Genomic DNA, 25748 nt, shown 5'->3' with positions numbered 1-25748 from the left:
TAAACGTTAACGGATTTCGGACAAGATATGAATACACTTGCAGAGCAAGCAGTGACGGATTTGGACAAAAGAACGGATTTAAAGGAGAAGCTTCTTGCTTTAAAGGAACAGGTTGTCCATTATGAGGGACTGCAGGTACCTGATTACGCAAAAGATATCCATCAATCGATTGCCGATTACAACGCGACGCTGCAGCAGGGTATCGATCAAGCTCTAACGAATATTGAGCAGGGTAGAGCCGCTTTTGAATCGACGGGTATTCCAGATACGATCAACAAAATTAACGAGCTGTTAAATCAAATCAATCAGCTCGCACCGTAATGAACGATGAGAAAGGAAGAACAGAAGTGATTAACATCAATGTATTACAGGCCACTATGACGTATTCGAAAGAAGACGGTTACGTAGGCAATGTTCAATTCGGGGTAGAAGGGCATAAGAATGAGTATGAAATTGCACTGCACAGCAAGCGAGGCAAAGAGTGGGGTTATGGCTTGTTTTTCCTTCATGAATCAGGTAAGGAAGAAGAACTGCTGGCACTTGAGGATTTGTTAGAGGAAGATGACGAGCTGTTTGATTTCTTCATCGATACAGCCAAGGAAAAGCTAGTTAAGGAAGAAAAACAGGAATAAAAAATGATTAGAAAAGCTCATGTTAGCACACCGACAGGTGCACTTGCATGAGCTTTGTTTGTTAATGACCGCCTGATGAAGTTAAGCCCAAATGACGTATAATTAATTTGCTTTCCTCATTGAGCCCCGTAAATGAAACTTTCTTGTTCAGCTGCTCATATTTGTTTTTAACCTTCGCTATGGCGGTCACCGCGGATTGATCCCATACATGCGAGCCGCTAAAGTTAATAGTCACATGTGTTGGATCGTCTTTATAATTAAAAAGAGTCACAAAACGACTGGTTGTCMCAAAAAACAACTGTCCACTTACATGATACGTAAGATTCTTCGAGCGTTCACCTGCGATGGAAACACGGATTTTCGCCATTTTACCAACGAATACAAATGCACTTAGCACAACTCCAGCAAATACGCCTTTGGACAAGTCATGTGTGATAAGAACAATAACTACTGTAACGATCATGATTAACGCATCGGTACGTGGAACTTTATGAATATGAAATACTGATTTCCAATCAAACGTGCTAATAGACACCATAATCATGACGCCGACTAAAGCAGCCATCGGAATTTTATTGACGACATCACTTAATACCATAATAAGAAAGAGCAGGAACGAGCCAGCTACGAAGGTGGAAAGCCTAGTTCGGCCGCCTGATTTCACATTGATAACCGATTGACCAATTAATGCACAGCCTGCCATTCCGCCAAAGAAGCCTGTCACCATGTTTGCAATGCCTTGACCGCGTACCTCTTTGTTTTTGTTGCTTGTGGTATCTGTCATTTCATCAAGGACCGAAGCTGTTAAAAGCGACTCCAAAATTCCTACGATAGAGAGTGAGAAGGAATACGGCAATATGATCCACAACGTATGAAGCGAAAATAACGTATCCGGAATATGGAACAGCGGCAATGTACTTTCGATTAAACCTCTGTCGCCAACGGTTTTGAGATCCGCGCCAATGGCAACGGCTATAATGGAAACGATAATAATTGCAGCCAGCGGTGAAGGTATAACCTTTGTGAATTTAGGCAGTGTATAGATAATGACTAATGTTAATGCAACGAGAGCATACATGATCCAAGTAGCACCCACAAAATGAACAAGCTGGGTAGTGAAGATGAGGATGCCTAATGCATTGACAAAGCCGAGCATGACGGATTGCGGAATGAATTGAATAAGCTGCCCTAGCTTGAGCACGCCCATAATATACTGCAATACACCCGCCAAAATCGTAGCAGCGAACAAATACTCGATGCCATGATCTTTAACTAGAGAGACCATCAGTAACGCCATCGCTCCTGTCGCAGCGGAAATCATTCCGGGCCTGCCGCCAACAATGGAAATAATGACAGCGATGCAGAAGGAGGCGTACAATCCAACCATTGGCCCAACACCTACCATTAAAGAAAAAGAGATAGACTCCGGTATGAGCGCTAACGCAACTGTAATGCCCGCCAAAATATCACCGCGTACATTTGAAAACCAAGATTTTTTTAGTTGTTCAAGCAAAGCAAATAAACCTCCCAAATTGCAGTCATTTGTCTAATTTTACTGACACCAAGAACATAACAAGGATATTGATTGACTTTACTCTCGCAGAAAAGTCGGGGCCGTTGCACACTGTTCGTTATTATACAACAAATAAAGTGAAAACAACGCGGCTCGATATCTTGAGAAAGCGGTTACATCCAGTGAATTCGCCAGTTATCTTGCATTATCTAATTTTCAGGCATAAGGCTAGGAATAGAAAAGAACCACCGCGGCTTGCGATGGTTCTTAAATCTGTAACGGCTACATTGGCCGTTCGATATGATCCTTTTGTTGTTTGCTTTTATAATATTTATAAATGATAAAACCAACAACGATAACAATGATGGCATAAATGACCCATATTAAGTATTTGTAAATATGATCAGAGAGGTCTTGCACTTGATCTCCCACGAACGTACCAATAATAAAGTAGATGAGTGTCCATACAAATGCGGATGGGTAAGCGAAGATTGCGAATCTTTTGTAAGGCATGCGATTCATCCCCATAACATATGGCGTGACATGTCTTAAAAAAGGAAGGCAAAGGCTAAGGCTGATGGCGTAGCCGCCGTACTTTTCACTTAACTGTTCGGATTTAGCGACAAATTTACTTATGTTTTTCTTCTGGCTGAACCAGTTGGACAACTTGCTTCCTGCAAATCTACCGATGCTGTATCCAAAGGTCATCGCGGAGCAAATACCAAGACACGTCATAATAAAAGCGGGTATCGGCGATAATACACCGGATTCAGCTAATGCTCCGCCAGTCATCACGACTGCTTCATTAGGTATGGGCAAACCGATTAAACCAAGACATAAAACGAGGAATAAAGCGAAATAACCAAAATCATCTATTATGTTCAATAATAAATCATACATTGAGCAACATCCTAACCTACCAAAAAATAGAATTTTTATTATTCCACTTCAAACATGTTAACATATCCGAATCCGAAAGGATACCATACATACGATTGGTGAGAGGAAAGGATTCAAATTTAACCATTTCGTAACTAATTGCTTTTCAGGAACAGTTACAATAGGGAATAGGTTTTATGTGTATGAAGGGGCGACTATTCTCATGCTGGATTTCCAAAAAAAGGTGGATGCTTTACGGCGATATGAATCGCTATGTTTTACGGTATGCGTCACAATCTTAATAGAAGAACATGCTTCATATAAAACAGCTGAACAGGCTTTATGTCAGCTTTTTGGCGATCGTGAATTTTGGCGTACAGCTGAAGTTGATCGATCACAATATATATTGCGGGTTTGTACTAAATTATGCATGCAAAAGAAGGAGATTCGTTTATCGCGAACGTCTTGATTGAAATAAATACGTTGATATTTCATGCTTCCAGCGACCATAATAGAAAGGTCGTGTGAATATTTTTTTTATTTATCATGTTATTCACAGAAAGGATGAACAATGAACGCTAATCAGACTCGGAAAAAAGTAACCATTGCATTATTCGTAGCCACATTTCTTGCTGCCATCGAGGGGACGATCGTTAGTACAGCCATGCCTAGCATTACGGGAGAACTTCAAGGAATCCAGCAGTACAGCTGGATTATTTCGATCTATTTGCTCGCAACCGTTATTACTACTCCTGTTTACGGCAAGCTATCCGATCTTTACGGTCGAAAGAAAATTTTTATTATCGGGGCATTGATTTTTCTTGCAGGCTCCATGCTCTCTGGTGTAGCGCAATCAATGAATCAGCTTATTATGTTTCGTGCTTTGCAAGGACTCGGAGCAGGTGCGCTCACGACGATACCTTATACGATCATTGGAGATTTATATCCCTATGAACAGCGTGCGAAGGTACAGGGCTGGATGTCAAGCATATGGGGGATAGCGGGTATTTCAGGCCCATTGTTTGGCGGTCTGTTGGTCGATTACATATCCTGGCGGGCAATCTTCTATATGAATTTGCCTTTTGGAATCGTTGCTATTTATTTGCTCTCCACTTCACTGCGGGAGACATTGGAGAAGAAAAAGAGACATATCGATTATCCTGGCATCATTACCTTTACGATCGCTATGTTCAGCTTCTTGTATGCGATGACGCTAATTCGCGATGCCGATGGTGGCAACGGCGGAAAACTAACGATTAGCGTATTATTTGGTATAGCTGTACTATTTTTCGTCATTTTTGCTCGTATCGAAAAACGTTCTCCAGAACCGATCATTCCATTCCAGCTATTTCGGAATCCGATTATTAGCATGGCGAATCTTAGCAGTTTCTTATTGTGTGTGATCAATGTCGTCATAATATTTTATTTGCCTTTATGGATACAAGGCGTATACGGCAAACCGGCTACCTATTCTGGACTTGCCATGATTCCACTATCCGTAGCATGGCCGCTGGGCTCAATATTAGCAGGAAACTGGATAGCCAAAAAAGGATTGCGCTTTATTAGTGTGGCGGGCTCTTGCTTCTTGTTCGTCAGCAGCATTGGTTTCGCTTTTATGACAGCTTCTACATCCATTGTATTATTTATCATTTATACGTTTTTGGCAGGGCTTTCGTTTGGCCTTTCTCTTACATCCATAACGGTAGCTGTATCTTCAGCTGTCGGCTGGGAGCTTCGTGGATCTGCTGTGGCCAGCAACAATTTCATTCGTACACTCGGCCAGACCATTGGGATTACTGTGTTTGGTTTGCTGCTTCATACCGGTCAAGCTGATCGAATTGAAGCAACGGTTCTTGCAGGAAGCTTGCATACGATATTTATATGGGTAGCGGTATTATCTGTTTTTGTTGTATTTGTATCCATTGGCATGCCTAAGATTAAGCAGCCTGAACAGCAGCAAAGAAATGCTTCTTAGAAAGGTCGATTAAACAGATGAATCCAATTGATTTGGAAGCTAGTAACAAGCTGTTAGCCGAATGGAAAATGAAATCTGTTATCGTGCTTCAAGGACAAAAGCTGCTTGGCGAATGGTATGAGAGCGGACAGGATTCAATCGGTCCGCTCTATTCTTGTACAAAAAGCGTCTTATCCTCGTTGATTGGAATCGCGATTGATAAACATTTTCTTAAGAGTGTGGACGAGCCCATTACGAATTATTTGGAGCATCCGCAGGAAATAAGCGAAGCGCTCAGCCAAATCTCTATCAAGCATTTGCTGACGATGACGCCTGGGTTTGAATGGCCTGACTTTGACAAGCCATATAAAGCCTTGAAAGCAGCGAAAGATCCCATACAATTTGTATTTAATCAGCCGCTGATTTCTGAACCTGGAACGGCTTTTGCTTACAATTCGGGAGGATCTCATCTGTTGTCTGCGATATTGACTTCAGCGACTGGGATGCCGGCTCTTTCGTTTTCCAAAGATTATTTGTTTGGTCCGCTTGGTTTTCGCAGTGCGAGATGGATGGAACGGGCAGGTATTAATGAAGGCGGAACCGGGCTTCAATTGTATGGCAGAGATCTTGCGAAGATTGGCAGTTTATTTGTAGGTAGTGGACATTTTGACAACGAGCCGCTGCTGTCAGCTTCATGGATAACAGAATCGACTCAGCTCCATCATCGCGGATTGATGCAGTATGAACCGCCGATATATGGCGGCTATGGCTATCATTGGTGGTATTCGCCGGAGAGTCACAACGGCCAATGCGATTGTTATTTTGCTTTTGGCCATGGCGGTCAATATTTGCTCATCGCGCCAGAGCATGAGCTTGTGATCGTCGTTCGAAAACAAATAACGAAACGAAATGAGGCAATATGGTCAAGACGCCTTATATTTGAACATATTATTCCGTCTTGTTTAGGAACAAATAAACAATAAACGGTATGTGAATAAATCAAAAGCCGCTCCAAACGCGATTTTTTCGTGCTTGGAGCGGTTTTTTGTTCTTTTTGCTGAATTGAATTTTTTCGAGGGAACATTAATGTCACATTAATGTTAAGTTGTTCCGCGAATTCATAGTAAAGCATATAAATATTTAAAGAAACGTATTGCCTAACGATCGAATCTGCATTATTATGTTAGATAACCTTACACAAAGAAAGTAAATGCCTGCATTGTCTTTCCGTTTGTAGGATGACGGTGATGCTGTAATTAATAAAGGCAGAATATTTGGTGAATTTAACATACTAGCACTTGAGGCATTGGGGGGATTTTTTGAATGACAACTATACTTATTCGGAACGCAGTAGTTATGACTATAAACCACGACAATCAGATTTTCACAGGTGATGTCTTAATAGAGGGAAGCCGAATTGCCCAAATGGGCGAACGGTTGGAGACACAGAATGTTGATCGTGTTATTGAAGCAGGCGGAAAAGTGCTGCTGCCCGGGTTTGTACAAACGCATATCCATTTATGCCAAACGCTGTTTCGAGGGAGGGCTGATGATTTATCGCTCATTGAATGGTTGAAGGAAAAAATCTGGCCGCTTGAGGCTGCTCATAGTGAGGATTCTGTTTACTACTCAGCCATGCTCGGAATTGGCGAACTGATTCGCAGCGGTACAACGACAATTCTGGATATGGAGACGGTTCATTATACAGAATCGGCTTTCCAAGCTATTAAAGAAAGCGGCATTCGAGCTCTCTCTGGAAAAGTGATGATGGATCATGGTACGGAGGTGCCGCTTGCTCTGCAGGAAAATACTCAAAAATCGCTGCAGGACAGTGTGGATCTTCTCGAAAAATGGCATGGTGCTGAAAATGGGAGAATTCAATACGCCTTTTGCCCGCGTTTTGTTGTTTCATGCACCGAGGAATTGCTTATTGGCGTACGTGACTTGTCTGCTAAGTATGGCGTAATGGTGCACACGCATGCATCAGAAAACCAGGGTGAAATTGCAATGGTTGAGGCGGAACGCGGAATGAGAAATGTCGTCTATCTCGATCATATTGGACTTGCGAAGCCGAATCTCATTTTGGCACATAGCATTTGGTTAGATGAGGAGGAAAAAAGAATTATACGGGAGAGGGGAGTCAAGATTACTCATTGTCCGGGCTCTAATATGAAGCTTGCGTCAGGCGTTGCAGAAATTCCGCATCTTCTTGAGCAAGGGATTGATATTGGCATTGGTGCGGATGGCGCGCCTTGCAACAATAATTTGGATATGTTTCAGGAAATGCGCTTAACCGCTTATATGCAAAAGGTGAAGCATGGTCCTACGATTATGAATGCAAAAACGGTGCTGCGGATGGCGACGATGGGCGGAGCGAAGGTGCTTGGCTTAGAAAATGAGATTGGCAGTATTGAGACTGGGAAACTCGCAGATTTGCAGCTGCTTGATTTGGAGGATTTCCATGTATATCCATCATTTGATGCAGATTGGTATTCAAGAGTTGTTTATGCGGCGACAAGAGGCGATGTTGATACCGTTCTTATTGATGGGCAAGTGGTCATGGAAAACAAGATCGTGAGAACGGTTGATAAAAAAGTTGTCTTAAAGGAAGCGGATCGCTCACTCAAAAAATTGATCGCTCGATTGTAGCTGATAGGTTGAAGGCTAAGCTAATGATTACGCTGCGAGGGCTAAATGCGCTAATGCTAATGGAGGGATAGCGGATGGATATGCATGATGTATTGGAATCGTTGAAGGCAAGCGACGAGCCGAGTGTGCTCGCTACCATTGTATGTGTTGAGGGTCATTCCTATCGTAAGACCGGAGCGTCGATGTTGTTCAGCTTCAGCGGTGATCAGATTGGATCGGTTAGCCCTGGCTGCTTGGAGCAAGATTTGTTGGAAAGGGCGGCGGGTGTATGGGATTCCGGTCAATTCATTTGTGTCGATTATAATATGAAGCCTGAAGAGGATGCTATATGGGGTGAGAGTGTGGGCTGCGGCGGCGAGATTCGCATGTTGCTGGAGCCTGTGGAAGGACGATTGCGGGCGATTTTGCTTGAAGCGAAAACAAAAAATGATGCCGGTATTTCCGTTAAGCTAATGCGAAGCTGGGATGAGAAAGAAATCAGCTACGCTCTTATTGATAACCTTGGCGATCACTCACTGGTGGACTATGAAGATGAACTGAACAACAATTCCAATCAAATGACGATCGTAATTACGCCTAGACCTCGTTTGGTGTTATTCGGGCTAGGAAAAGACGCGGAAGCTATCTATTCGTTAGCGATACAAATTGGCTTTCGTGTTATAGCAGCTGATTGGCGGCTGGCGTTATGTACGAAGGAAAGGTTTCCACACGCCGAATGTGTGATTGGATCTCCCGTACAAATAATGGAGCAGGTGCAACTCCGTCCAGATGATTATTTAATCGTATGCAGCCATAATTTGTCTCAGGATAAGGACATGATTAGGCTTGCATTGCCTCTAAAGCTTGTTTACATCGGCGTTCTTGGTTCAAAGAAGCGGATAAGGATGCTGTTTGAGACCTTTCTCATTCCATCTAATGTACACGCTCCGATAGGTCTCTCCATTCATGCAGATGGACCGTATGAAATAGCTGTCAGTGTTGCGGCTGAATTAATTACCATACGTGCAGCAAGGAAAGGGAGCCAGCGACAGGAGGGGAGTAAACATGCGAATATCAGCCCTTTATTTAGCAGCAGGACAGAGCAAGCGCATGGGAGTTCGAAAGCAATCGCTCGAGCTGTCGAAGAACAAGCCGCTGGCACGGATGGGGCTGCTGGCTCTGTTATCCAGCGATCTTCATGAGATCAAGGTTGTTGTTAATCCCGAAGATTCAAATGATTGGATCCAGGCAGAGGATAGTGCTGTAAGTGCTGCTCATCATTTTCAGTCTAGCGGTGTCACTGTGATTGAATGTGCGGATGCGCAGAAGGGAATGTCCTATTCGTTACGCTGCGGCCTTGAAGCGCTCTTGAAAGAGGAAGCTGCGCTTGATGCAGTTGTGGTTGTACTCGCTGATCAACCCTTTATTACTTCCGGAATGATTAATAGGCTTATCCGCTGCTGGAGCGAGCGTCCGGCTCTCGATTTTGTCGCAACCGCAGTGCATGAAGCGAATGAAGGGGAAATTGTTCTAATGCCTCCGGCGATATTATCCCGCTCCATGTTCGATTCATTATTTCAGTTAAGGGGCGATGCTGGAGCTCGTAAGCTGTTCGAATCAACTGAATTTCAAGGCTATGGGCTGCTGTCGTTAGATCGTGAGACATTATTTGACGTAGATACGCCAGCAGATTTTGCTTTAGCTAAAAAACGATATTTGGGTTTGTCTAAAGAGTGCTAGGGTCAATTAATTGTATGCGGCCTTAAAATGACCTCGTTTGGAGCGGGGTTAAGCGCTTATTTAGATGCAAACGGATCGGGGGAGTAATGTGAACATGAATGCTCAGGAGATCATGTCATCTCCTCTTGTATGGCATCCTCAGACGGCCGCAGAGGCATGGCTGCTTAAACAAAGCTATGGGTTTGATGGATTATATATTTCAGGTGGAACCTTGCTTCGAACGCAGTGGGAATCTGGTGTTTCTGCTATCCCGAAACATTTGATCAATTTGAGTGCTATTCGTGGATTAAACGAAGTTAAAATCGGCGAATCAGGCGTCATTATTGGCGGCCAAGTGACTTTGCAGGCTTGTCGGACGAATGCATTCCTGCAGCGTAATTTTCCACTAGTCACCGATGCTGTACGCGCAATAGCAGCGCCGTCCATACGGCATTTAGCAACGATTGGCGGCAATGTTTCCTCCTTAATTGGTGACGCTATTCCGGCTCTCCTTGCCTATGATGCTGAAGTGATTTGGTACAACGGTGTAATAGAGCAGCGCGCTCCTTTATCCAACTATTTGCTTCTAGCAAACGATCCGGCTCAAGGATGTGAGAGATTGCTCCTCAGCATCGTCCTGCCTTTCACATTATTAACGGAAGAGAGCACGGCGTGTGGGGATGAAGAGGAAAATACCATTTCGAAAATCAAGCATTTTGGCGCCTACCATAAAGTAGGACGTCGTGAAGCATTTACTCCTTCTATTGTAACTGCAGCCATATTAGGCGCGATTTCGTCCGCTGGCGTGCTCATGGAACTAAGAATCGCGCTTGGAGGAGGACAAACGCTTCCGCAAAGACTAGAACGATTAGAAGCAGAAATCGTAGGAGCGGCTGTGGATCATCAGCTTCTTCAGCAAGCCTATGATTGTATTTTGCAAGAATACGAACCTAGGGAAGATTTATTCGCATCATCGTCGTATCGGAAGATTACAGCAGCTAACGTCATCGCAGCGGAGCTTTGGAAGGCAGCTAGAGATTGAGGAATGACAGGAAGGAGTGAGCGTATGCTCTTAAACCGCACAAGCAGCGGAGGTAGATGGCGAATCCGTCCTGATGGTCCAGGTAAAGTAACAGGCAGTCTGGCTTATTTAACCGATATGACTAGGGATCATATGCTTTATGGCCTTGTTCTACGAAGCGAATATCCTCATGCGCGTATTCTGTCCATTCATACAGATAAAGCCAAGCAACTAACCGGTGTCCACGCCGTGCTTACCTTTGAAGATATCCCTGGATTAAATGCTTTTGGCATTGCGCATCCTGACCAGCCTGTTTTATGTGAGGAGCGAGTGAGATATGTGGGTGATGCAATAGCGACAGTAGCAGCTGAATCCCTTGCCATTGCACAAAGAGCTATTGCACTTATCGAAGTTGAATATGAAGTTTTGCAGGTAGTGGATGATCCTGAGCCCGCGCTGCGGGATGATGCACCTCTGCTTCATCCAAAAGGCAATGCGATGCACCGGGCATCCTTTCATAGAGGGAACGCTGAGGCTGGATTCGAGCAATGTGCTTGTATCATAGAGGAAACCTATTACACGCCGCGCCAAATGCACACCTATATGGAAACGGAAGGCGGCTTGTTCGTGCCGGAGGCGAATCATCGGTTAACGGTATATTCACCAACGCAGCACGGCTTTATGGATCGTATGCAATTATCACGTATTTTAGCTGTACCACAAGAGGATATTCGGATCGTATCCAGCCCCATTGGAGGTTCTTTTGGCGGAAAGGACGAGTTGAATGTGCAGCCTTATGGGGCACTGCTCGCCACTTACACAGGAAAACCAGTCAAGATGCATAATTCGAGGCAGGAATCGGTTCGTGCTGGCTTAAAGCGGCATCCGATGAAAATTACGATGAAAACGGGCACTGACGCAGCAGGGAAATTAATTGCTCACCAAGTCAGACTTATTTCTGATACGGGTCCCTATTCAACGCTTGGAGCCGAGGTGCTTAATTTTGCTGTAGAGCATGTTATAGGTCCTTATCAATACGAGCATTTGGACGTTGAAGGCGTATCGGTATTTACGAACAACGGCATGTCGGGTGAATTCCGAGGTTTTGGCGGCAATCAAGCTATCTTCGCACTTGAGGGACAATTGGATCGACTGGCTGAGCAGCTTGGCTTAGAGCCTTGGGCATTTCGCCAATTAAATATGCGCAAAATGGACGATCTCGGGCCATTTGATCAACCGATCGTGATGACCGAAGGTGCCGAGCGAGTATGGAGCGCTATAGCAAAGAGCCCATTAATGCAGGAGAAGCTGCAAACCAAGTCACGAAGCAAAGATGGCGCAGAACCTTGGGTGAAAACGGGCATCGGAGCCGCTTTTACGATGCATGGCGCAGGACTTGGGGTTGGTATTCCTGACCCTGCAGGCGGTCGCTTAGAGCTTGCGGAAGACGGGAAGATTGAAGCCGTATTCGGTTATGAGGAGTTTGGGCAAGGTCTCATTGCATCGCTGGAGCAGATGCTCATCGAGCAGTTCAAGTTAGGAGCAGATGATTTGCGGATCATTATCGGCGATACCGATGTCGTGCCAAACAGCGGTTCAACTACGGCTTCACGTGCAACAGCAATGATGTGGAAATCACTTCAAAAGTTAAAGCAGCCATTTACAGAGCAGTTGCTAAAACGAGCTGAAGCAGCGTTAAGACAGCCTGCTCAAGAGCTGCAATTGGGTGAAGGCGGCATAAGAGAGACGTCGAGCAACGCACTGCTGCTTACCTACCAAGAGCTCGCCGAAGCTTGCGATTCCCCTATTCGCTGTGAAACTTCTTTTTCATTTCCAACCTCACCTACAGAACGTGTAGGCGCACATTTTATGTATACCTATTCGGCCGTAGTTGTAAAGGTTGAGATTAATACGCTGACAGGCCGAGTTAAGGTGCTGCAGCAGTATCATGCGGTAGCGGCTGGACCTGTCATAAATCCACAAGGCTTCCTCGGTCAAATCGAAGGAGGCAGCAGTATGGCTCTTGGTTTTACACTTATGGAAGATGCGATTATGGAAAAAGGACAATATATTACGCAAAATTTGGATACGTATCTTGTTCCGACGATCATAGACCAAAAAGGGTTAGTAGAAGTGGAAGCCATTGAGCATTTGCCTGAGGGGGATGATTATGGGCCACGCGGTATTGGCGAGGTCGGATCGGTTACTCTAGCACCAGCTATCGCAGCTGCTATTAGGCAAGCTTGCGGGAAGTGGGTAACTAAACTGCCGGTAGACCCTGCTTTTTTGCAAGAAAAGCCATTATTTCTTATGAAGGGGTGAACGGAGATGAGCGATCATACTGCAAAAGCCCAAACACCGTTTGCACTCCAATGCTTCATTAATGAACAGGAGCTTAAGATTGAAACGGCAGCTTCCACCAGATTGCTGAGCATATTGCGTGATGACTTGGCGCTTACGGGGACGAAGCGATCATGTGATATCGGCAGGTGCGGTGCATGTATGGTATTGATTGACGGCCAGGCGGTCAATTCTTGTTTAACGATGGCTTATCAATGCACCAGCAAGCGGATTACGACGATAGAAGGTATTTCGTCAGAGGGGATCGACCCGATTGGGCAAGCCTTTCTAGAAGAAGGCGGCTTTCAATGCGGTTATTGCACACCGGGAATGATCGTTTCCGTTAAAGCGCTGCTCGACCACCAGCCAGAACCGTCAGACGATGAAATTGCAGAAGCCTTATCAGGTAATTTGTGTCGCTGTACTGGATATGGCGGAATATGGAGAGCTGTGAAACGTGCCATTGAAGGGAGGCGTCAAGCGATATGAGAGATAGGTATGAGATCGATTCACGAGGGGTACTGGAAATGAAAATAAATATGGATCAAATCAATGCATGCACCCGCGAGCAGTTCATAACATGGCTTGGAACGATATTTGAGCATTCGCCTTGGGTGGCCGCTTCGGCAAGTGCAGCGCGTCCGTTTGCTTCGGTCGAAGCGCTTCATGACGCGATGATGAACGTTGTGCGGGAATCAAGAGTAGAGACGATTATTGATTTGTTCCGCGCCCATCCCGATCTTGGAACAAGGCTTGCGGTTGCCGAGTATTCCGCGATAGAGCAGCAAGGTGCTGGTTTGGATCAATTGACGGCAGATGAATACGAGCTCTTCCTCGGATTAAATCAAACGTATGTAAAATCTTTTGGGTTTCCCTTTATTTTCGCAGTAAGAGGAAAAAAGAAAGAGGATATACTCGCAGCGATGGAAGCTAGATTATGGCATTCTGCTGCTGAAGAAATAGAGCAAGCATTGCGAGAAATTGAGAAAATTTCAAGGTTTCGTTTAAGAGATCTCATCATGGAGTAGAGAAAGGAACGATCATTATGCTAAAATTACGCAGCGGACGAACATTATATTATGGCAAAGGCGATGTGCTGAGCTACCGGACATACGCAATACCGCTTTCTGTTAAATCGATCCCTCAATCAACTTATACGGGTGATCCTAATATTATTTTTGCTCATAACATAACCTTCTCCGTGAGCAGCGAGGTGCTGCTTACCTCCTTTACGGAGGGTGACAATGCGCAGGTCGTAGCTACTGACTCGATGAAAAATTTTATATTACGGCAAACTGCTCATTATGAAGGAAGTACAACAGAGGGACTGCTTGCTTTCATAAGCGAGCGATTTATGGAGCGTTATTCGCATATAGATGCGATTGAGATTCGCGCGGATCGGCTGCCTTTTAACTCCGTCACGATTGCCGAAGGCAGCAGCTGGAACGATAGCCAGCTTGTGTTTCGAAGATCGCACAACGAGCATGCGAGCGCTTCGCAAAAATGGATACGTACAGCCAATAGCTTGCAACTCGCTGAGCAAGAAAGTGCTTTGTCCCACATTCAGCTCATTAAGGTGAGGGGCAGCTCGTTTTATGGATTCGTTCGCGATGAATATACAACTTTGCCTGAAAGCTATGATCGTCCTTTATTTATTTTCCTTCATATCTTTTGGACTTATGAGCATGCAGAGGATGCTTTGGACAGTCGGCGCGGAAATTATGTTCCATCCGAGCAGATCCATGATTTAGCCCACACGTTGTTCCATCTTGCAAACTCACCTTCCATTCAGTATTTAATCTATCAAATTGGAAAAAGCATTCTTACTACCTTCTCGCAGCTGTCTGAGGTTCGATTCGAGTCGAACAATCGGACATGGGAAACGGTAATGGAACCTGAGCATTCCGCAGCAGCAGGCGTGTTTACTGAACCACGTCCGCCTTATGGCTTCCAAGGATTCACTCTTACAAGAGCTGACCTGATTGAGGGAGAGTGATCCAGTGTGAACGGGAAAGTTACGACGCATGTTCTTGATCTTGCTGGAGGCAAACCGGTTGTTGGCATAACCATAGAGCTATGGTATTTGGGTGAGGAGAGTGCGGAAGCTGCATACCAGCCTAGGCTCATTAGTTCTTATCAGACGAATGAAGATGGACGCGTTGATGAGCCATTGCTTCTGGGTGAAAGTATGGAGTGCGGAACCTATGAGATCGTTTTTGCAGCAGGAGATTTTTTTCGGCGATCGGAACATTTGTCAGCGATAGAAGAGAGCATATTTGATAAAATTCCGATTAGGTTCCGCATTCGCGATAAAAACTCGCATTATCACGTTCCATTATTAGTTGCTCCTGGCGGCTACAGTACCTACCGCGGAAGCTAGCCCAATTTTGTGGTCATGTATACAAACTATCAGGATAGTGTATGAATATACCGAAAGGGGATTTGACGATGGCGTTAATGAATGAAAAAACTGCAGCTATGACAACGTTATTGTCGCAGCTGCCAAAGGTTGATTTGCATGTGCATTTAGATGGGAGCGTAAAGCCGGAGACCATTAGGGAGCTCGCTATAGAGCAAGGGAATCCTTTACAAATAGATTCGGAAACAGAGCTTCTGTCTCATATGCAGGTTGGAGAAACTTGCGAGAGCTTAAAGGAGTATTTGGACAAGTTTGGTTTTGTCTTGCCGTACTTGCAAACGGGATCAGCGTTAGAGAGAGTTGCATATGAGCTTGTTGAGCAGGCTGCAAACGATAAGGTAAGCTATATCGAAGTGCGCTTTGCTCCTCAGCTGCATCGCACACAAGGCTTAACCATTCAGGATGTCATCCAGCATGTGATAAATGGCTTAAAGCGCGGTGAGCAAGCATTTGGCACGGTAGCTAGAGCAATCATTATTTGTATGAGGCATCATTCCTATGCGCTCAATAAGGACGTTGTTGAAGAAGCAGCGCGATTTTATAATAAAGGAGTCGTTGCCGTCGATTTGGCTGGTGACGAGGCAGGATTTCCCGCCAAGCTGTTCCTTCAGCTCTTTGAAGAAGCACAGCAGCTGGGGCTGCCAATTACGATCCACGCGGGAGAAGCGGCAGGTGCGGAAAACGTCCGAGTCGCTATTACGGGCTTAGGTGCTGTACGTATCGGCCACGGCATTCGAATGCAGGAAGATCCGGAGGTCGTTGCTCTCGTGAGGGAACGGCAAATACCTTTGGAGATGTGCCCGCTCAGCAACATCCAGACAAAAGCTGTTCCAAGCTGGGACGCGTATCCGATCCGCCGTTATTTGGAGGAAGGGATCATTGTTACAGTAAATACGGACAACCGAACGGTTTCGAATACGACGATTCAGAAGGAATATGAGCAGCTGGCTGAGCATTGCGGCTTAACGATGAATGATATTGCCAAAATCGTGCTAAACGGCGCAAAGGCTGCTTTCTTAGAGGAAGCAGAAAAACAATTATTGATTGCTAAGCTGGAAAATGAATGGGCAGCAAAAGGATTTAAGGTTTAACAAAATATATGGTAAAAGGCTTCACGTCAGATTTTGACGTGGGGCCTTTGTTTTTGCCCCTAAATCCTTGAATTTATTGAAAATGTTTCATCTGAGCTTTGACAGATAGACATTACTCCCAATCGCAACCATTTTCTGCTATATCCTGTGCACCTTAGGCTTTGTAATCCCTTACATCATGAACTAAGATGGAAAAAGTTATTAATTGTGTTTCGGGAGGGATTCACATTAGTCCAGTTAAACGATATTTACTATGGGCAAAACCTTACTGGTGGTCGATAGGACTTATCATTTTGTTAGGTATGGTTCAATTCGTTGCACCTCTATCAACACCCATCTACACGCAAATTTTGCTCGACGATGTACTTGCAGGCAAAGGGGACTGGGGGCTCTATCAAATTGTAGGCATCATGGCTATTATTTTATTTTTTGGTGTTATTGTCAGCTTTTTAAGAAATTATTTCTCAGCGATGCTTGGCAATCGGATGATGAAGGATCTTCGCGAGCAGCTGTATCATCATCTGCAAAAGATGCCTGTCAGCTTCTATGATCAGAGGCAAGTAGGAGGAATATCCTCTAGAGTCATTCATGACATCGGAGGGGCTCAAAACTTGATTGGCGGGGGCATCATTAACCTTGTTCTCGATTTGTTTATGGTGCTTTTTGCGGGATTTCTGTTATTTCGGATGAATGTGTACTTAGCATCGCTTTCACTTATTATCTTGCCTTTCTATTACTTGTCGTTTACAAACATGAATGTGCATATTCGGCTTGCATGGCGTTCGGTTCATCGGCAGATGGAGCGTATCTCAGGTACTCTCGTCGAGCGTATGGCGGGAATACGGATCGTGCAAGCATTCAACGGCGAAAGACAGGAGCGGGCCCGGTTTGGCARGCAGACAAAGCAGCATTATAACCATACGGTGTACGCTCATTTATTCTCAAATGTGCTTGGCAGGCTTAGTGAATCGTTTGCCCATATCGGCGGCATTATCATTTGGCTCGGCGGAGGCAGCTTAGTGCTTGCAGGTAAAATGACAGCAGGTGAAATCATCGCTTTTCAATTGCTGCTGGGCAATCTTTATGGACCGATACAGCGATTCGCAGATGTTAATGTCACCATTCAAAACTCGATTACAAATATCGAACGAGTGTTTGAGATGCTTGATGAGAAACCTTCGATTAAGGAGTCAGAAGATGCGCTTCCTATGCCAAGTTGTGATGGTCATGTCGTTTTCGTTAATGTTACCTATAACTATAAAACACGAAATATAATACCTGCACAAACCGTTAACGGAACTGAAGACACGGATATCATCGAACGTGAGAAGGCGACGAAACGGTTTTATTGGAAACCAACGAATGTACATCCATTCCCGCCGGAAGTTACGATTGAAGAAAGACAGGGCATAAAGGACATTACGTTTGAAGCGCGCTCCGGCGAAGTGATTGCGCTTGTGGGGCCAAGCGGCGCAGGCAAATCGACTTTAATCAACCTTATTCCGCGATTTTATGAGCCTGTAGAAGGTTCGGTATTTATTGACGGTGTCGATGTGCGTGATTACAATCTGGATGATTTGCGAAAGCATATTGCATTGGTTTTACAGGAAAACATTCTTTTCTCGGGCACGATCAGGGATAATCTGGTTTATGGTCGACCCGATGCTACGGATGACGAGGTTGTCGCAGCTGCAAAAGCAGCAAATGCCCATGATTTCATTATCGCGTTTAAGGACGGTTATGAAGCTGTCATCGGTGAACGAGGCATGCGATTGTCGGGCGGACAAAAGCAAAGACTGGCCATTGCGAGAGCGATTTTGAAGGATCCCAAAATATTAATTTTGGACGAAGCGACATCTGCTCTTGATTCCGAGTCGGAAGCTATGGTCACAGAGGCGCTTGAACGCCTCATGGTTGGAAGGACAACATTTGTCATTGCACATCGTTTAGCTACTGTTGTTCGCGCCAATCAGATATTGGTTATCGATGATGGAGAAATTGTACAAAGAGGAAGCCATCGCACGCTGCTTCGAGAAGGCGGGCTTTATCGCAAATTGTATGAACAGCAATTGAAGGCAATGAAGCCTGAAGAGATGACAGGATTGGCGCAATAAAGAACAATAGAAGAGGCTGCCTTTCAAGGTCTAGATCTACATTGACCTTGAGGGACAGCCTTTTTTGTTACGAGGCATTTATTGTACTCATTCGAGGTTTGAAACCCAATTGGCTCAGAGTGCCTGAATTATTTCAAAAGCCATAGCGAAGGAACATTAGAAGGTTCCCAGCCTACAAGCGAGGTATGAGATTGACGACACTCGTATGTGGAGCCATTGTACGAAACAAGTGTACCTGTTGTGTATGCTGTATTGGCAGCCCAAGGTGCAGCCGTTGAAGCGGCAGCCGTTGTTCCAGTAACCGTGCTTGCAGCGGAAACATTGCCTGCAGCATCGATCGCTTGAACATTAAATGTATAAGCTGTGCTTGCGCTAAGTCCTGTAACCGTGTAGAAGGTTGCAGTGCCGGCTACTGTTGTAACTAAAGTTGTTCCGTTATAAATGCGGTAGCCTGATACTCCTACATTATCAGTTGATGGGTTCCACATAAGCATTAAGCTGCTGGATGTTGGCGCACCCATTACATGAAGGGCGCCTGGTGCAGTTGGCGCTTGTGTATCATTGCCGACTGGAGCGTTCGTTGTAACTGACAGCGAGTTGCTTGCACTGGATTCATTGCCAGCATTGTCGATGGCCTTGACGCTGAATGTGTAAGCTGTATTCGCAGCTAATCCCGGTACATTGTAAGCAAGAGTTGTTCCAGAAACGGAACCAGTTAAAGTGCTGCCGTTATATATCCTGTATCCGGTAACGCTTACATTGTCTGTCGAAGCATTCCATGCCAAGGACACGCTGTTCGTAGTTTTCGCTGTAGTCGTTAAAGCGGAGGGTGCTGTAGGGGCTTGCGTATCAACAGGATTGCTGCCGCTGAAGTTTGCATCAATGACATTGTAGAAAGCGTTAGGTGTGTCAGCGACTTCCCAAACCGCCAAAATGATATGATATCCGCTGCGTTCAGGTACGTTGCAGCTGTTTGAATAGGAAAATGGAGGCTGCGTGCCGCCATAATTTACAGAACAGAATGGCGTTAAATCAAAGGAGTCCCGAGTTAGCGCAGCATTTGGATTCCAATTTGGTTTCGTTATATAGTATTTCCAGCTAGCTGTTGCATGATTAGCAGTCAGCTTCCAAGTAAATGTATTTGGACCGGAAGACATATTCACTTTCGACCAGCGAGTAGCAGATTGCTCATCAAGTTTAGGGAAAGCGCCATTAGCGCTAGCTATTTTACCGTCAGCAGGACCTGCTGCGGGGAAACCCTTAGGTGCTTCAAGGCTTTGAGGCTCATAAACGATTGGACCACAATCGGTATTTTGACCAGATTTACAAAGTGCAGCACGGCTGGCAGGCCCTTCAACATAACCATGTGCAAAAAGCTGTTGGGAGAATAGCGTCAATCCTAGAGCAGTAATAAGCAGAATGCCAATGTAAGTACGCAGATGTTTTACCTTAAAATGTGATGAACGAATAGTTGACAATGCAGTAGCCTCCTTCAAATTTGGGGAAGATGGAATTGCCGTCACGTCTAAGAGCTGGAATGACCAACGCTTATTCGTTTCGTGTTGCATTTGAGCAAACGTGCGGGAACAAACCTCCTGTTCATAGAGATTGTATATATAAACTCCGAAGAGTTCATATCCAGTTTAGTTTGTGTATTCTGCGCTGTTCAAAAGGGCAATTGGCTCTAGATTGATGAATGGCTAAATCATTTTAGGAGGTCATTACGGGTGTTTAGGGGGGACAAATGTATAATGTGTTTGTCGCTGAACTCAGTGTACTACATTTTCGCGACAATTATGAGTGTATTTTGGAGCATTTAATCAAACTTTTGATTGAATATCACAAATAAAGGATTAAAACGATTATAAAATGACGTTTATGCCGCATGGATAAAGGCTTTTTCGATGAATGGTGAAAGGTATTATTACCATTTTTACATTGATTTTGGAAGATATTCTAGGACTTTGGATAGGAGAAAAATCTCTTTTTACTGAAAAACCCAGAAAAGACAGCCAAATTGCAAAAAAAGTGATTTGACTATGAATCCGATTGAAACAGCAGACATATAGAAAAACATAAAAAAAGGCGAATTTTCATTCCTAATAGAATGGAAATTCGCCTTTATCACTTTAGATATATTTTAAAAATATCAGTAGATTATTTCATTGCAGCAGCTGCGTTGTAAACTACAGGGAAGTGCTCGCCTGATAAAATATCTCCCTCATTAACCGTTACATAAGGCACCATAGGATGATTGCTTGTTGGCGAATAGATGGTGTGGCCAGGCATGTAATGAACAGCGATTGCTCTACGTTTAAGCTCGGAACGGTTGTGCGGGCTGCCATGCCAAGTGAGGCTGTGATGGTAGCCGACCTGCCCTTTCTTTATCTCGAACGGTACAGCTTCAACGACTGCGCCTTCAGGCAGCAATTCTGGCTTGCGATGAAAAGGCATAAAGTCAGGCGTACTTGCTAGATATTTTTGGTGATCGCCCCATCTATGACTGCCGGGTACCATCCACATGCAGCCGTTTTCGATGACTGCATCGTCAAGGGCAACCCATGCACTGACGAGGTCAGCTGGCTGAATAACCGGCCACAGCGGATGATCCTGATGCCATGGCGTCGGTCCACCCGTTACCGGTGGTTTATACTGAATCTGATCATGCCAGACACGAAGGGTATCGGTTTTGCATAATTGTGCGATTTCTTCGCAAATAACCGAATGTCCGGCATGCTGCAAATAAGCATCGCTAGCCATCCATATATTTACGATTTGCACTACCTTTTCACTGACGCTCATCTTCATGCCTTTGTATAAGGAGTCAGCTTCTTCCTCACGCATATTGTGGTTAAGAATGGGTTTCTTGACCGCTTTTCCTTCCATAACCAAATCTAGTTCCTCGCGTAAACGTTCAACCTCAGCATCGTTTAAGACCACATCGCCTTTCAAAAAACCATTTTTCTCGAATTCAGCTAACTGTGCAGCATTCAACATCCTCTTGCACCTCTCCTCAAGCTTGATTATGATTGTTGATAACCTAATCATAATGAAAGCGTGAAGCATTGTATTTTCCTAAATCAATGAATCATTTGTGTTTTTCTTATCATGTGGAGAAAAGGAGCGCATATGTCTACTATCGAGCTTGAGAAAATAGCACCAACAGTCAACTTCGCCGTTAGACAAACGGCGGAAGCAGGCGAGAATTGGGGAGTTCGAGTCATTCCTGACTGCCAAATCATGAACGTCATTACTGGCTGTGCCGAGCTATATATCAATAATCAGACCTATACGATCGGACCTGGAGAATGCGTGTACTACGGTTCTGATTGTCAGTCCTATTTGAAAGCAACGGAGAAAACGGACTTTTACAGCATTCATTTCAGTTGGCAGCATGATTCGCCAGAGCCTGTGCATCCTGGACTTGGCATTCGTTTTTTCAATTCATGGCCGCCACAGGGTGTTTCTAACAATCCGGTACTTGTGTGCGGGACGGCAAGCCAGCTTCTTATGCCCACATTGTTTGAAGTGCCTGGGCTGGAAGCGATATGGACGCGTATGGTTAAGGAGTATAAAGGGGAGCAGCCGGGATATACCATGGCACTTCGTGCGTTAATGATCCAAGCAATCACGGTTATGTATCGGCATATGCTGGAAGGCAGTTTGTCGGCTAATGCCAATCATAAAATAGAACCTGCTATTCAAGCGATGCAGCTGCAGCCAGATTACAACTGGTCGGTAGCGGAGCTTGCTGCATTATGCGGTTATCATCCTATCCATTTCTCTAAATTGTTCAAGGAAGAAGCGGGTCTTACACCGAAGCATTTTATTATTAGAGAACGGATTAAGAGAGCGAAGCAGGCTCTTCTTCTAAGGGAGAAGATGGAGTCACTTTCGATAAGGCTCGGATTCAAAAGCATTCATTATTTCAGCCATCAATTTAAGGAAGTAACGGGGCTTACGCCGTCTCAATTTCGCATGCTTGGACAAACGAAGAAAACAATAAATGATAAGAAGCAAGAATGAGGTATCGAAATCATCGTATAGTTGCTATACTAGTTGGACATTTGTTTATAGGTATAATTTGAAGGTGGAGATAGAATGGTAGACACGAATAGTCGTGCACAAGAGTTATTCACTGCCTACTACGGCAATTATTTTCAGATGCATCGCGCGGGAGAGCTAGAGGAGTACAAGTCCTACGAGATTGCAAAAGAAACGGAAACGGCATGGTACGATGTTTTGATTGCCAAAAACGCCAGTGAGCTGTCGATTAGAAACTGGGACGCTGTTCTTGAGCTGCTTTCGATCGCCAAAAACAATTCAGATCCAATAATAGTAGAGCATGTTATGGCTTTCGCTAATCGTCACGTCAAGTCGTCCGATAGTATCGTAAAGCTGATGTATGCTGAAAATATGATCGAAATAATTAAACTAGTTAGAAGTAAAGCGAGTACCGAGCTGCTTCATCAAGCGTATAAATCAGCCGCTCAGCTTCTGGATGACGTTATGTCGAGTGCGTTGATCATCGATCCGGGTCATGATTTAAAATCGTTAAACCTAAAGGACAAAAAGTCCTTGAATCATAGAGCAGCAATAAATATTGAGATGATAAAAGAAATGCTTGCTGAGGATCAACAAGCTTAATTTTGGAGGTAGATATGAAAAAGACTAACAGGCTCGCTGCCATCGGAATGGTCCTATTGCTCTTGTTTGCATTAGCGATATGGAATTCTTACTCGAATGTAACAGGAGCACAGGTGAAAGTGATTGAGGTTCATGAAACAGCCATCAAAATTCAGGATTTGAGCGGGCAGCAAGACATGATTCAAATTCCTAAAGGCATCTATAAACTAATTGAAGTGGATCATGATTATTATATTAAATATGAACACCGAAAATGGGAAAGACCTACGCTCGTTTCCATTGAGCCATAATAAATCTAAAGGGATTGCTCGGCGCGAGTCAGCAATTCCTTTTTTTTTTTACCCATTAATTATGCGATATCGATGTAAAATTTTGTTGCTTCGACCTCACCGTTATGTCAGGATTTAAGTAGACCTATCAATATTACCCAGTACGCCACATAAAAAGAGAGAGGGTTATTTTATGGATGAGAGGGTAGCGAGAATTAGAGAGGAAGAGAAAAAATATCACGAAGTCTGCTATGATGATTATAAATTGTTTGAGGAAGGCTCGTGGCTGCATAAGCCTGTGCTGACGGTTATGAAAAATCTTGACTTACTTGATAAATCAGGCCCGCTATCTGTTCTTGATTTAGGCTGCGGAGTAGGTAGAAATAGCATACCGATAGCAAAGGTATTGCAAGAACATCATATTCATGGACAAGTGGTATGCGTGGATCTCTTGGAGTCAGCCCTGCGTAAGCTAATGAGTTATGGCGAGCAATTTGGAGTGCATCATTTACTAAAGCCTGTTGCAAGCGATATAGACAATTTTACAATTTCAGAGAAAGAATATGATTATATTGTAGCAGTATCCTCGCTGGAGCATGTGAATACTGAAGCGATGTTGCGTCATACACTGCATCATATGACTGCGGGTACAAAAGATAATGGAATCAATTGTATCATCATAAACACCAATATTCGCGAAACAGATATAAGAAGCGGTGAAAGTCTAGAAGTTCTTATTGAAGTAAATATGGAAACACAAGCGATGGAGCATTTGTTAAGCAAAGCATATATGAGCTGGGAAGTTATTGACCACCACGTCAAACAGCTGGAATTTGCAATCGTTAGAAATGAAAGGGATATTTTGCTGAGCAGTGATTGCATCACTTTTGTCGTCCGAAAGATAGGATAAATTGTACGTTGACAACAACATTGAGGAGGTTGATCAAATGAATCTTAAACCGATGAAATCTTTCTATATGGGGCTTCTGACAAGCTTTGTACTTGGCATGAATGCCGTTATTCAATTTATAAACATTTATATGAATGATGGTCCTGAAGCTATAGGTTTCTTTTTCTTCTTTATGGGTTTTGTAATGATTGTTTTTTTTATAGTATACGTCGTAGATGTATTCAACAAAAACTACCAAATTATCCATGCCAAAATGGTTAGCAAGCATAAAAATATTATTTATGCTTTAAACGAAAACGRCAAAGTGAAACGAATTAGAGTCATCTATCCTGAAATTTTAAATGAGTTAGTTCCTGGGCAGCAGCTCGAAATCACATTGTCATCGACTCTATCAATACCGCTTCATATTGTTACAGTTGGCAAATCTAATGAAGGACATTTACATAACCATTTTGTGAAGTGTTTCCAACATATCGCGTGGGCGAATGCTCAAGTTATTATGGCGTTGAAATCGAGTGACCTTCCTATGGAGAAGTCATTAAGCTTGCTTAGTCATGTCCTTGCTGCCGAGAAGGTATGGCTAACCCGTATTAATGGAGAAGATAGTGCGGGGATGGCGATTTGGCCGACGCACACCTTAGAGCAATGTGAACATTTCGCTGAGCAAAATAAAGCGGACTATGAAATTTTGTTCTCCAAGCTGGTTGAATCGGACTATGGGAATGAAAGTGATTACTCAGACAGTAAAGGAAATCCGTTCACTACAAAAATAAGCGATATCCTTACGCAGGTTGTTTTGCATGGCAGCTACCACCGCGGACAAATCGCTTTATTGCTTAGGCAAGCTGGAGCAGATCCGATACTTACAGATTATATTATCTATGAGCGACAGGCAGCTTTAATAGAAAAAAGTATGCCAATTTCGAAATAGAAGTTGAATATGACGAAGCGAATCGTTAGTATAGAACAATGATATGACAATGATGTCGAGGTGACAGTCATGATTATATGGATTAATGGCGCGTTTGGCGCTGGGAAGACACAAACTGCGTATGAACTGCATAAAAGAGCGGAACATTCATTTGTATACGATCCAGAGAATGTTGGTTATTTTATTCGTAAAAATACGCCGCGTTCAACTCATACGAGTGATTTTCAACACAATCCGATGTGGCGTGACTTTAATTATGCGATGCTGAAGCATCTCGATGAAACCTATGATGGCATCATAATCGTACCGATGACAGTCGTAAACCCGCAATATTTTGAGGAGATCATTGGTCGCTTACGGGGAGATGGAGTGGAAATTATTCACTATGCTCTGTGTGCAACGGAAGAGACTTTAATGAAACGACTTCGGGGCAGAGGCGAGCGGAAAAACTCTTGGCCGATACAGCAAATAAAGAGATGTGTGGCAGCTCTTTCGGATGAAAGGTTTGGTCACCATCTGCAAACGGATCATTCGTCCATCGTGGATAATGTGGAGCATATTGCTTCGCTTTCGAATATTCAATTGCTGCCGGACCAAAGAAGCTCGTTAAAAAGATCGTTTGACCGCGTGATCACGCAGGTGAAGCACATTCGATTTTAAGAAAAAGAAATTAGGAAACTG

General features: G+C 44.1%; 25 protein-coding genes and 1 pseudogene. 22 read left to right on the top strand and 4 right to left on the bottom strand.

Going from position 1 to position 25748, the window contains the following annotated elements:
• Positions 1-18 precede the first annotated feature (18 nt).
• Both AB4Z50_RS32290 and AB4Z50_RS32285 read left to right on the top strand, forming a co-directional pair.
• Positions 19-321, top strand: a pseudogene (locus AB4Z50_RS32290) (DUF6376 family protein); the annotation flags it as partial.
• Between the two features lie 56 nt (positions 322-377).
• Positions 378-632 (top strand): hypothetical protein, encoded by a 255-nt coding sequence (locus AB4Z50_RS32285; protein WP_339209101.1) that lies wholly within the window; start codon positions 378-380, stop codon positions 630-632.
• A gap of 61 nt (positions 633-693) precedes the next feature.
• Here AB4Z50_RS32285 and AB4Z50_RS32280 read toward each other — a convergent pair whose 3' ends face one another.
• Both AB4Z50_RS32280 and AB4Z50_RS32275 read right to left on the bottom strand, forming a co-directional pair.
• Positions 694-2145, bottom strand: coding sequence for a SulP family inorganic anion transporter (locus AB4Z50_RS32280; RefSeq protein WP_441885828.1), 1452 nt, complete (start codon positions 2143-2145; stop codon positions 694-696).
• Positions 2146-2427: 282 nt separating this feature from the next.
• Positions 2428-3045, bottom strand: coding sequence for a DedA family protein (locus tag AB4Z50_RS32275; protein WP_076269307.1), 618 nt, complete (start codon positions 3043-3045; stop codon positions 2428-2430).
• Between the two features lie 550 nt (positions 3046-3595).
• Between AB4Z50_RS32275 and AB4Z50_RS32270 the strand changes: the two genes are divergently transcribed.
• The 13 genes from AB4Z50_RS32270 to AB4Z50_RS32210 all read left to right on the top strand — a co-directional run bounded on the left by AB4Z50_RS32270 (position 3596) and on the right by AB4Z50_RS32210 (position 18310).
• A complete protein-coding gene (locus AB4Z50_RS32270) occupies positions 3596-4999 on the top strand; it encodes an MDR family MFS transporter (protein WP_441885825.1) in 1404 nt (467 codons plus the stop codon).
• A gap of 17 nt (positions 5000-5016) precedes the next feature.
• Entirely contained in the window at positions 5017-5961 is a 945-nt protein-coding gene (locus AB4Z50_RS32265; RefSeq protein ID WP_441885822.1) for a serine hydrolase domain-containing protein, read from the top strand.
• Positions 5962-6301: 340 nt separating this feature from the next.
• Entirely contained in the window at positions 6302-7627 is a 1326-nt protein-coding gene (locus AB4Z50_RS32260; protein WP_441885819.1) for a 5'-deoxyadenosine deaminase, read from the top strand.
• A 74-nt stretch (positions 7628-7701) separates the two neighbouring features.
• On the top strand, positions 7702-8808 hold the full coding sequence (locus AB4Z50_RS32255; protein ID WP_441885816.1) for an XdhC family protein: 1107 nt from the start codon (positions 7702-7704) through the stop codon (positions 8806-8808).
• Positions 8717-9346 (top strand): nucleotidyltransferase family protein, encoded by a 630-nt coding sequence (locus AB4Z50_RS32250; protein WP_441885813.1) that lies wholly within the window; start codon positions 8717-8719, stop codon positions 9344-9346. Before AB4Z50_RS32255 ends, AB4Z50_RS32250 begins: the two co-directional genes overlap by 92 nt.
• A gap of 94 nt (positions 9347-9440) precedes the next feature.
• Positions 9441-10367: an FAD binding domain-containing protein gene (locus AB4Z50_RS32245; RefSeq protein ID WP_441885810.1), complete on the top strand. Its 927-nt coding sequence runs from the start codon at positions 9441-9443 to the stop codon at positions 10365-10367.
• Between the two features lie 24 nt (positions 10368-10391).
• Positions 10392-12668 carry a xanthine dehydrogenase subunit D gene (gene pucD, locus AB4Z50_RS32240; RefSeq protein ID WP_441885873.1) on the top strand — a complete coding sequence of 759 codons (2277 nt, stop codon included), beginning with the start codon at positions 10392-10394 and terminating at the stop codon, positions 12666-12668.
• Between the two features lie 6 nt (positions 12669-12674).
• A complete protein-coding gene (locus AB4Z50_RS32235) occupies positions 12675-13175 on the top strand; it encodes a (2Fe-2S)-binding protein (RefSeq protein WP_441885807.1) in 501 nt (166 codons plus the stop codon).
• Complete coding sequence (gene uraD, locus AB4Z50_RS32230) at positions 13172-13714, top strand: 2-oxo-4-hydroxy-4-carboxy-5-ureidoimidazoline decarboxylase (protein ID WP_441885804.1); 543 nt, start codon at positions 13172-13174, stop codon at positions 13712-13714. Before AB4Z50_RS32235 ends, uraD begins: the two co-directional genes overlap by 4 nt.
• A 17-nt stretch (positions 13715-13731) precedes the next feature.
• The gene (pucL, locus tag AB4Z50_RS32225; protein ID WP_441885801.1) at positions 13732-14682 is read left to right on the top strand and encodes a factor-independent urate hydroxylase; all 951 of its coding nucleotides are present in this window, start codon (positions 13732-13734) and stop codon (positions 14680-14682) included.
• A 6-nt stretch (positions 14683-14688) separates the two neighbouring features.
• Entirely contained in the window at positions 14689-15066 is a 378-nt protein-coding gene (gene uraH, locus AB4Z50_RS32220) for a hydroxyisourate hydrolase (protein WP_441885798.1), read from the top strand.
• 68 nt (positions 15067-15134) lie between these two features.
• Positions 15135-16196: an adenosine deaminase gene (gene add / locus AB4Z50_RS32215; protein WP_441885796.1), complete on the top strand. Its 1062-nt coding sequence runs from the start codon at positions 15135-15137 to the stop codon at positions 16194-16196.
• Positions 16197-16384: 188 nt separating this feature from the next.
• Positions 16385-18310 (top strand): ABC transporter ATP-binding protein, encoded by a 1926-nt coding sequence (locus tag AB4Z50_RS32210; protein WP_441885793.1) that lies wholly within the window; start codon positions 16385-16387, stop codon positions 18308-18310.
• A gap of 128 nt (positions 18311-18438) precedes the next feature.
• On the opposite strand, the gene AB4Z50_RS32205 is transcribed toward AB4Z50_RS32210, so the two are convergent.
• On the bottom strand, positions 18439-19788 hold the full coding sequence (locus AB4Z50_RS32205) for a lytic polysaccharide monooxygenase (protein ID WP_441885790.1): 1350 nt from the start codon (positions 19786-19788) through the stop codon (positions 18439-18441).
• Positions 19789-20218: 430 nt separating this feature from the next.
• On the opposite strand from AB4Z50_RS32205, the gene AB4Z50_RS32200 reads away from it, so the two are divergent.
• Positions 20219-20347, top strand: coding sequence for a hypothetical protein (locus AB4Z50_RS32200; protein WP_441885787.1), 129 nt, complete (start codon positions 20219-20221; stop codon positions 20345-20347).
• A gap of 120 nt (positions 20348-20467) precedes the next feature.
• On the opposite strand, the gene AB4Z50_RS32195 is transcribed toward AB4Z50_RS32200, so the two are convergent.
• Positions 20468-21307, bottom strand: coding sequence for a phytanoyl-CoA dioxygenase family protein (locus AB4Z50_RS32195; RefSeq protein ID WP_441885784.1), 840 nt, complete (start codon positions 21305-21307; stop codon positions 20468-20470).
• A gap of 132 nt (positions 21308-21439) precedes the next feature.
• Between AB4Z50_RS32195 and AB4Z50_RS32190 the strand changes: the two genes are divergently transcribed.
• The 6 genes from AB4Z50_RS32190 to AB4Z50_RS32165 all read left to right on the top strand — a co-directional run bounded on the left by AB4Z50_RS32190 (position 21440) and on the right by AB4Z50_RS32165 (position 25727).
• The gene (locus tag AB4Z50_RS32190) at positions 21440-22336 is read left to right on the top strand and encodes an AraC family transcriptional regulator (RefSeq protein WP_441885781.1); all 897 of its coding nucleotides are present in this window, start codon (positions 21440-21442) and stop codon (positions 22334-22336) included.
• A 75-nt stretch (positions 22337-22411) separates the two neighbouring features.
• Positions 22412-22957, top strand: coding sequence for a hypothetical protein (locus AB4Z50_RS32185; protein WP_441885778.1), 546 nt, complete (start codon positions 22412-22414; stop codon positions 22955-22957).
• A 14-nt stretch (positions 22958-22971) separates the two neighbouring features.
• Positions 22972-23247, top strand: coding sequence for a hypothetical protein (locus tag AB4Z50_RS32180; RefSeq protein WP_441885775.1), 276 nt, complete (start codon positions 22972-22974; stop codon positions 23245-23247).
• A gap of 172 nt (positions 23248-23419) precedes the next feature.
• A complete protein-coding gene (locus tag AB4Z50_RS32175) occupies positions 23420-24136 on the top strand; it encodes a class I SAM-dependent methyltransferase (RefSeq protein WP_441885772.1) in 717 nt (238 codons plus the stop codon).
• A gap of 37 nt (positions 24137-24173) precedes the next feature.
• Positions 24174-25067 (top strand): DinB family protein, encoded by an 894-nt coding sequence (locus AB4Z50_RS32170; RefSeq protein ID WP_441885769.1) that lies wholly within the window; start codon positions 24174-24176, stop codon positions 25065-25067.
• Positions 25068-25136: 69 nt separating this feature from the next.
• Positions 25137-25727 (top strand): AAA family ATPase, encoded by a 591-nt coding sequence (locus AB4Z50_RS32165; RefSeq protein ID WP_441885766.1) that lies wholly within the window; start codon positions 25137-25139, stop codon positions 25725-25727.
• Positions 25728-25748: the final 21 nt, after the last annotated feature.

Origin of the sequence: Paenibacillus sp. 2TAB26, assembly GCF_052115145.1 — a bacterium.
In the GTDB taxonomy this organism is placed as follows: Bacteria; Bacillota; Bacilli; order Paenibacillales; family Paenibacillaceae; genus Pristimantibacillus.
This window is presented reverse-complemented; position numbering and strand designations above follow the sequence as displayed.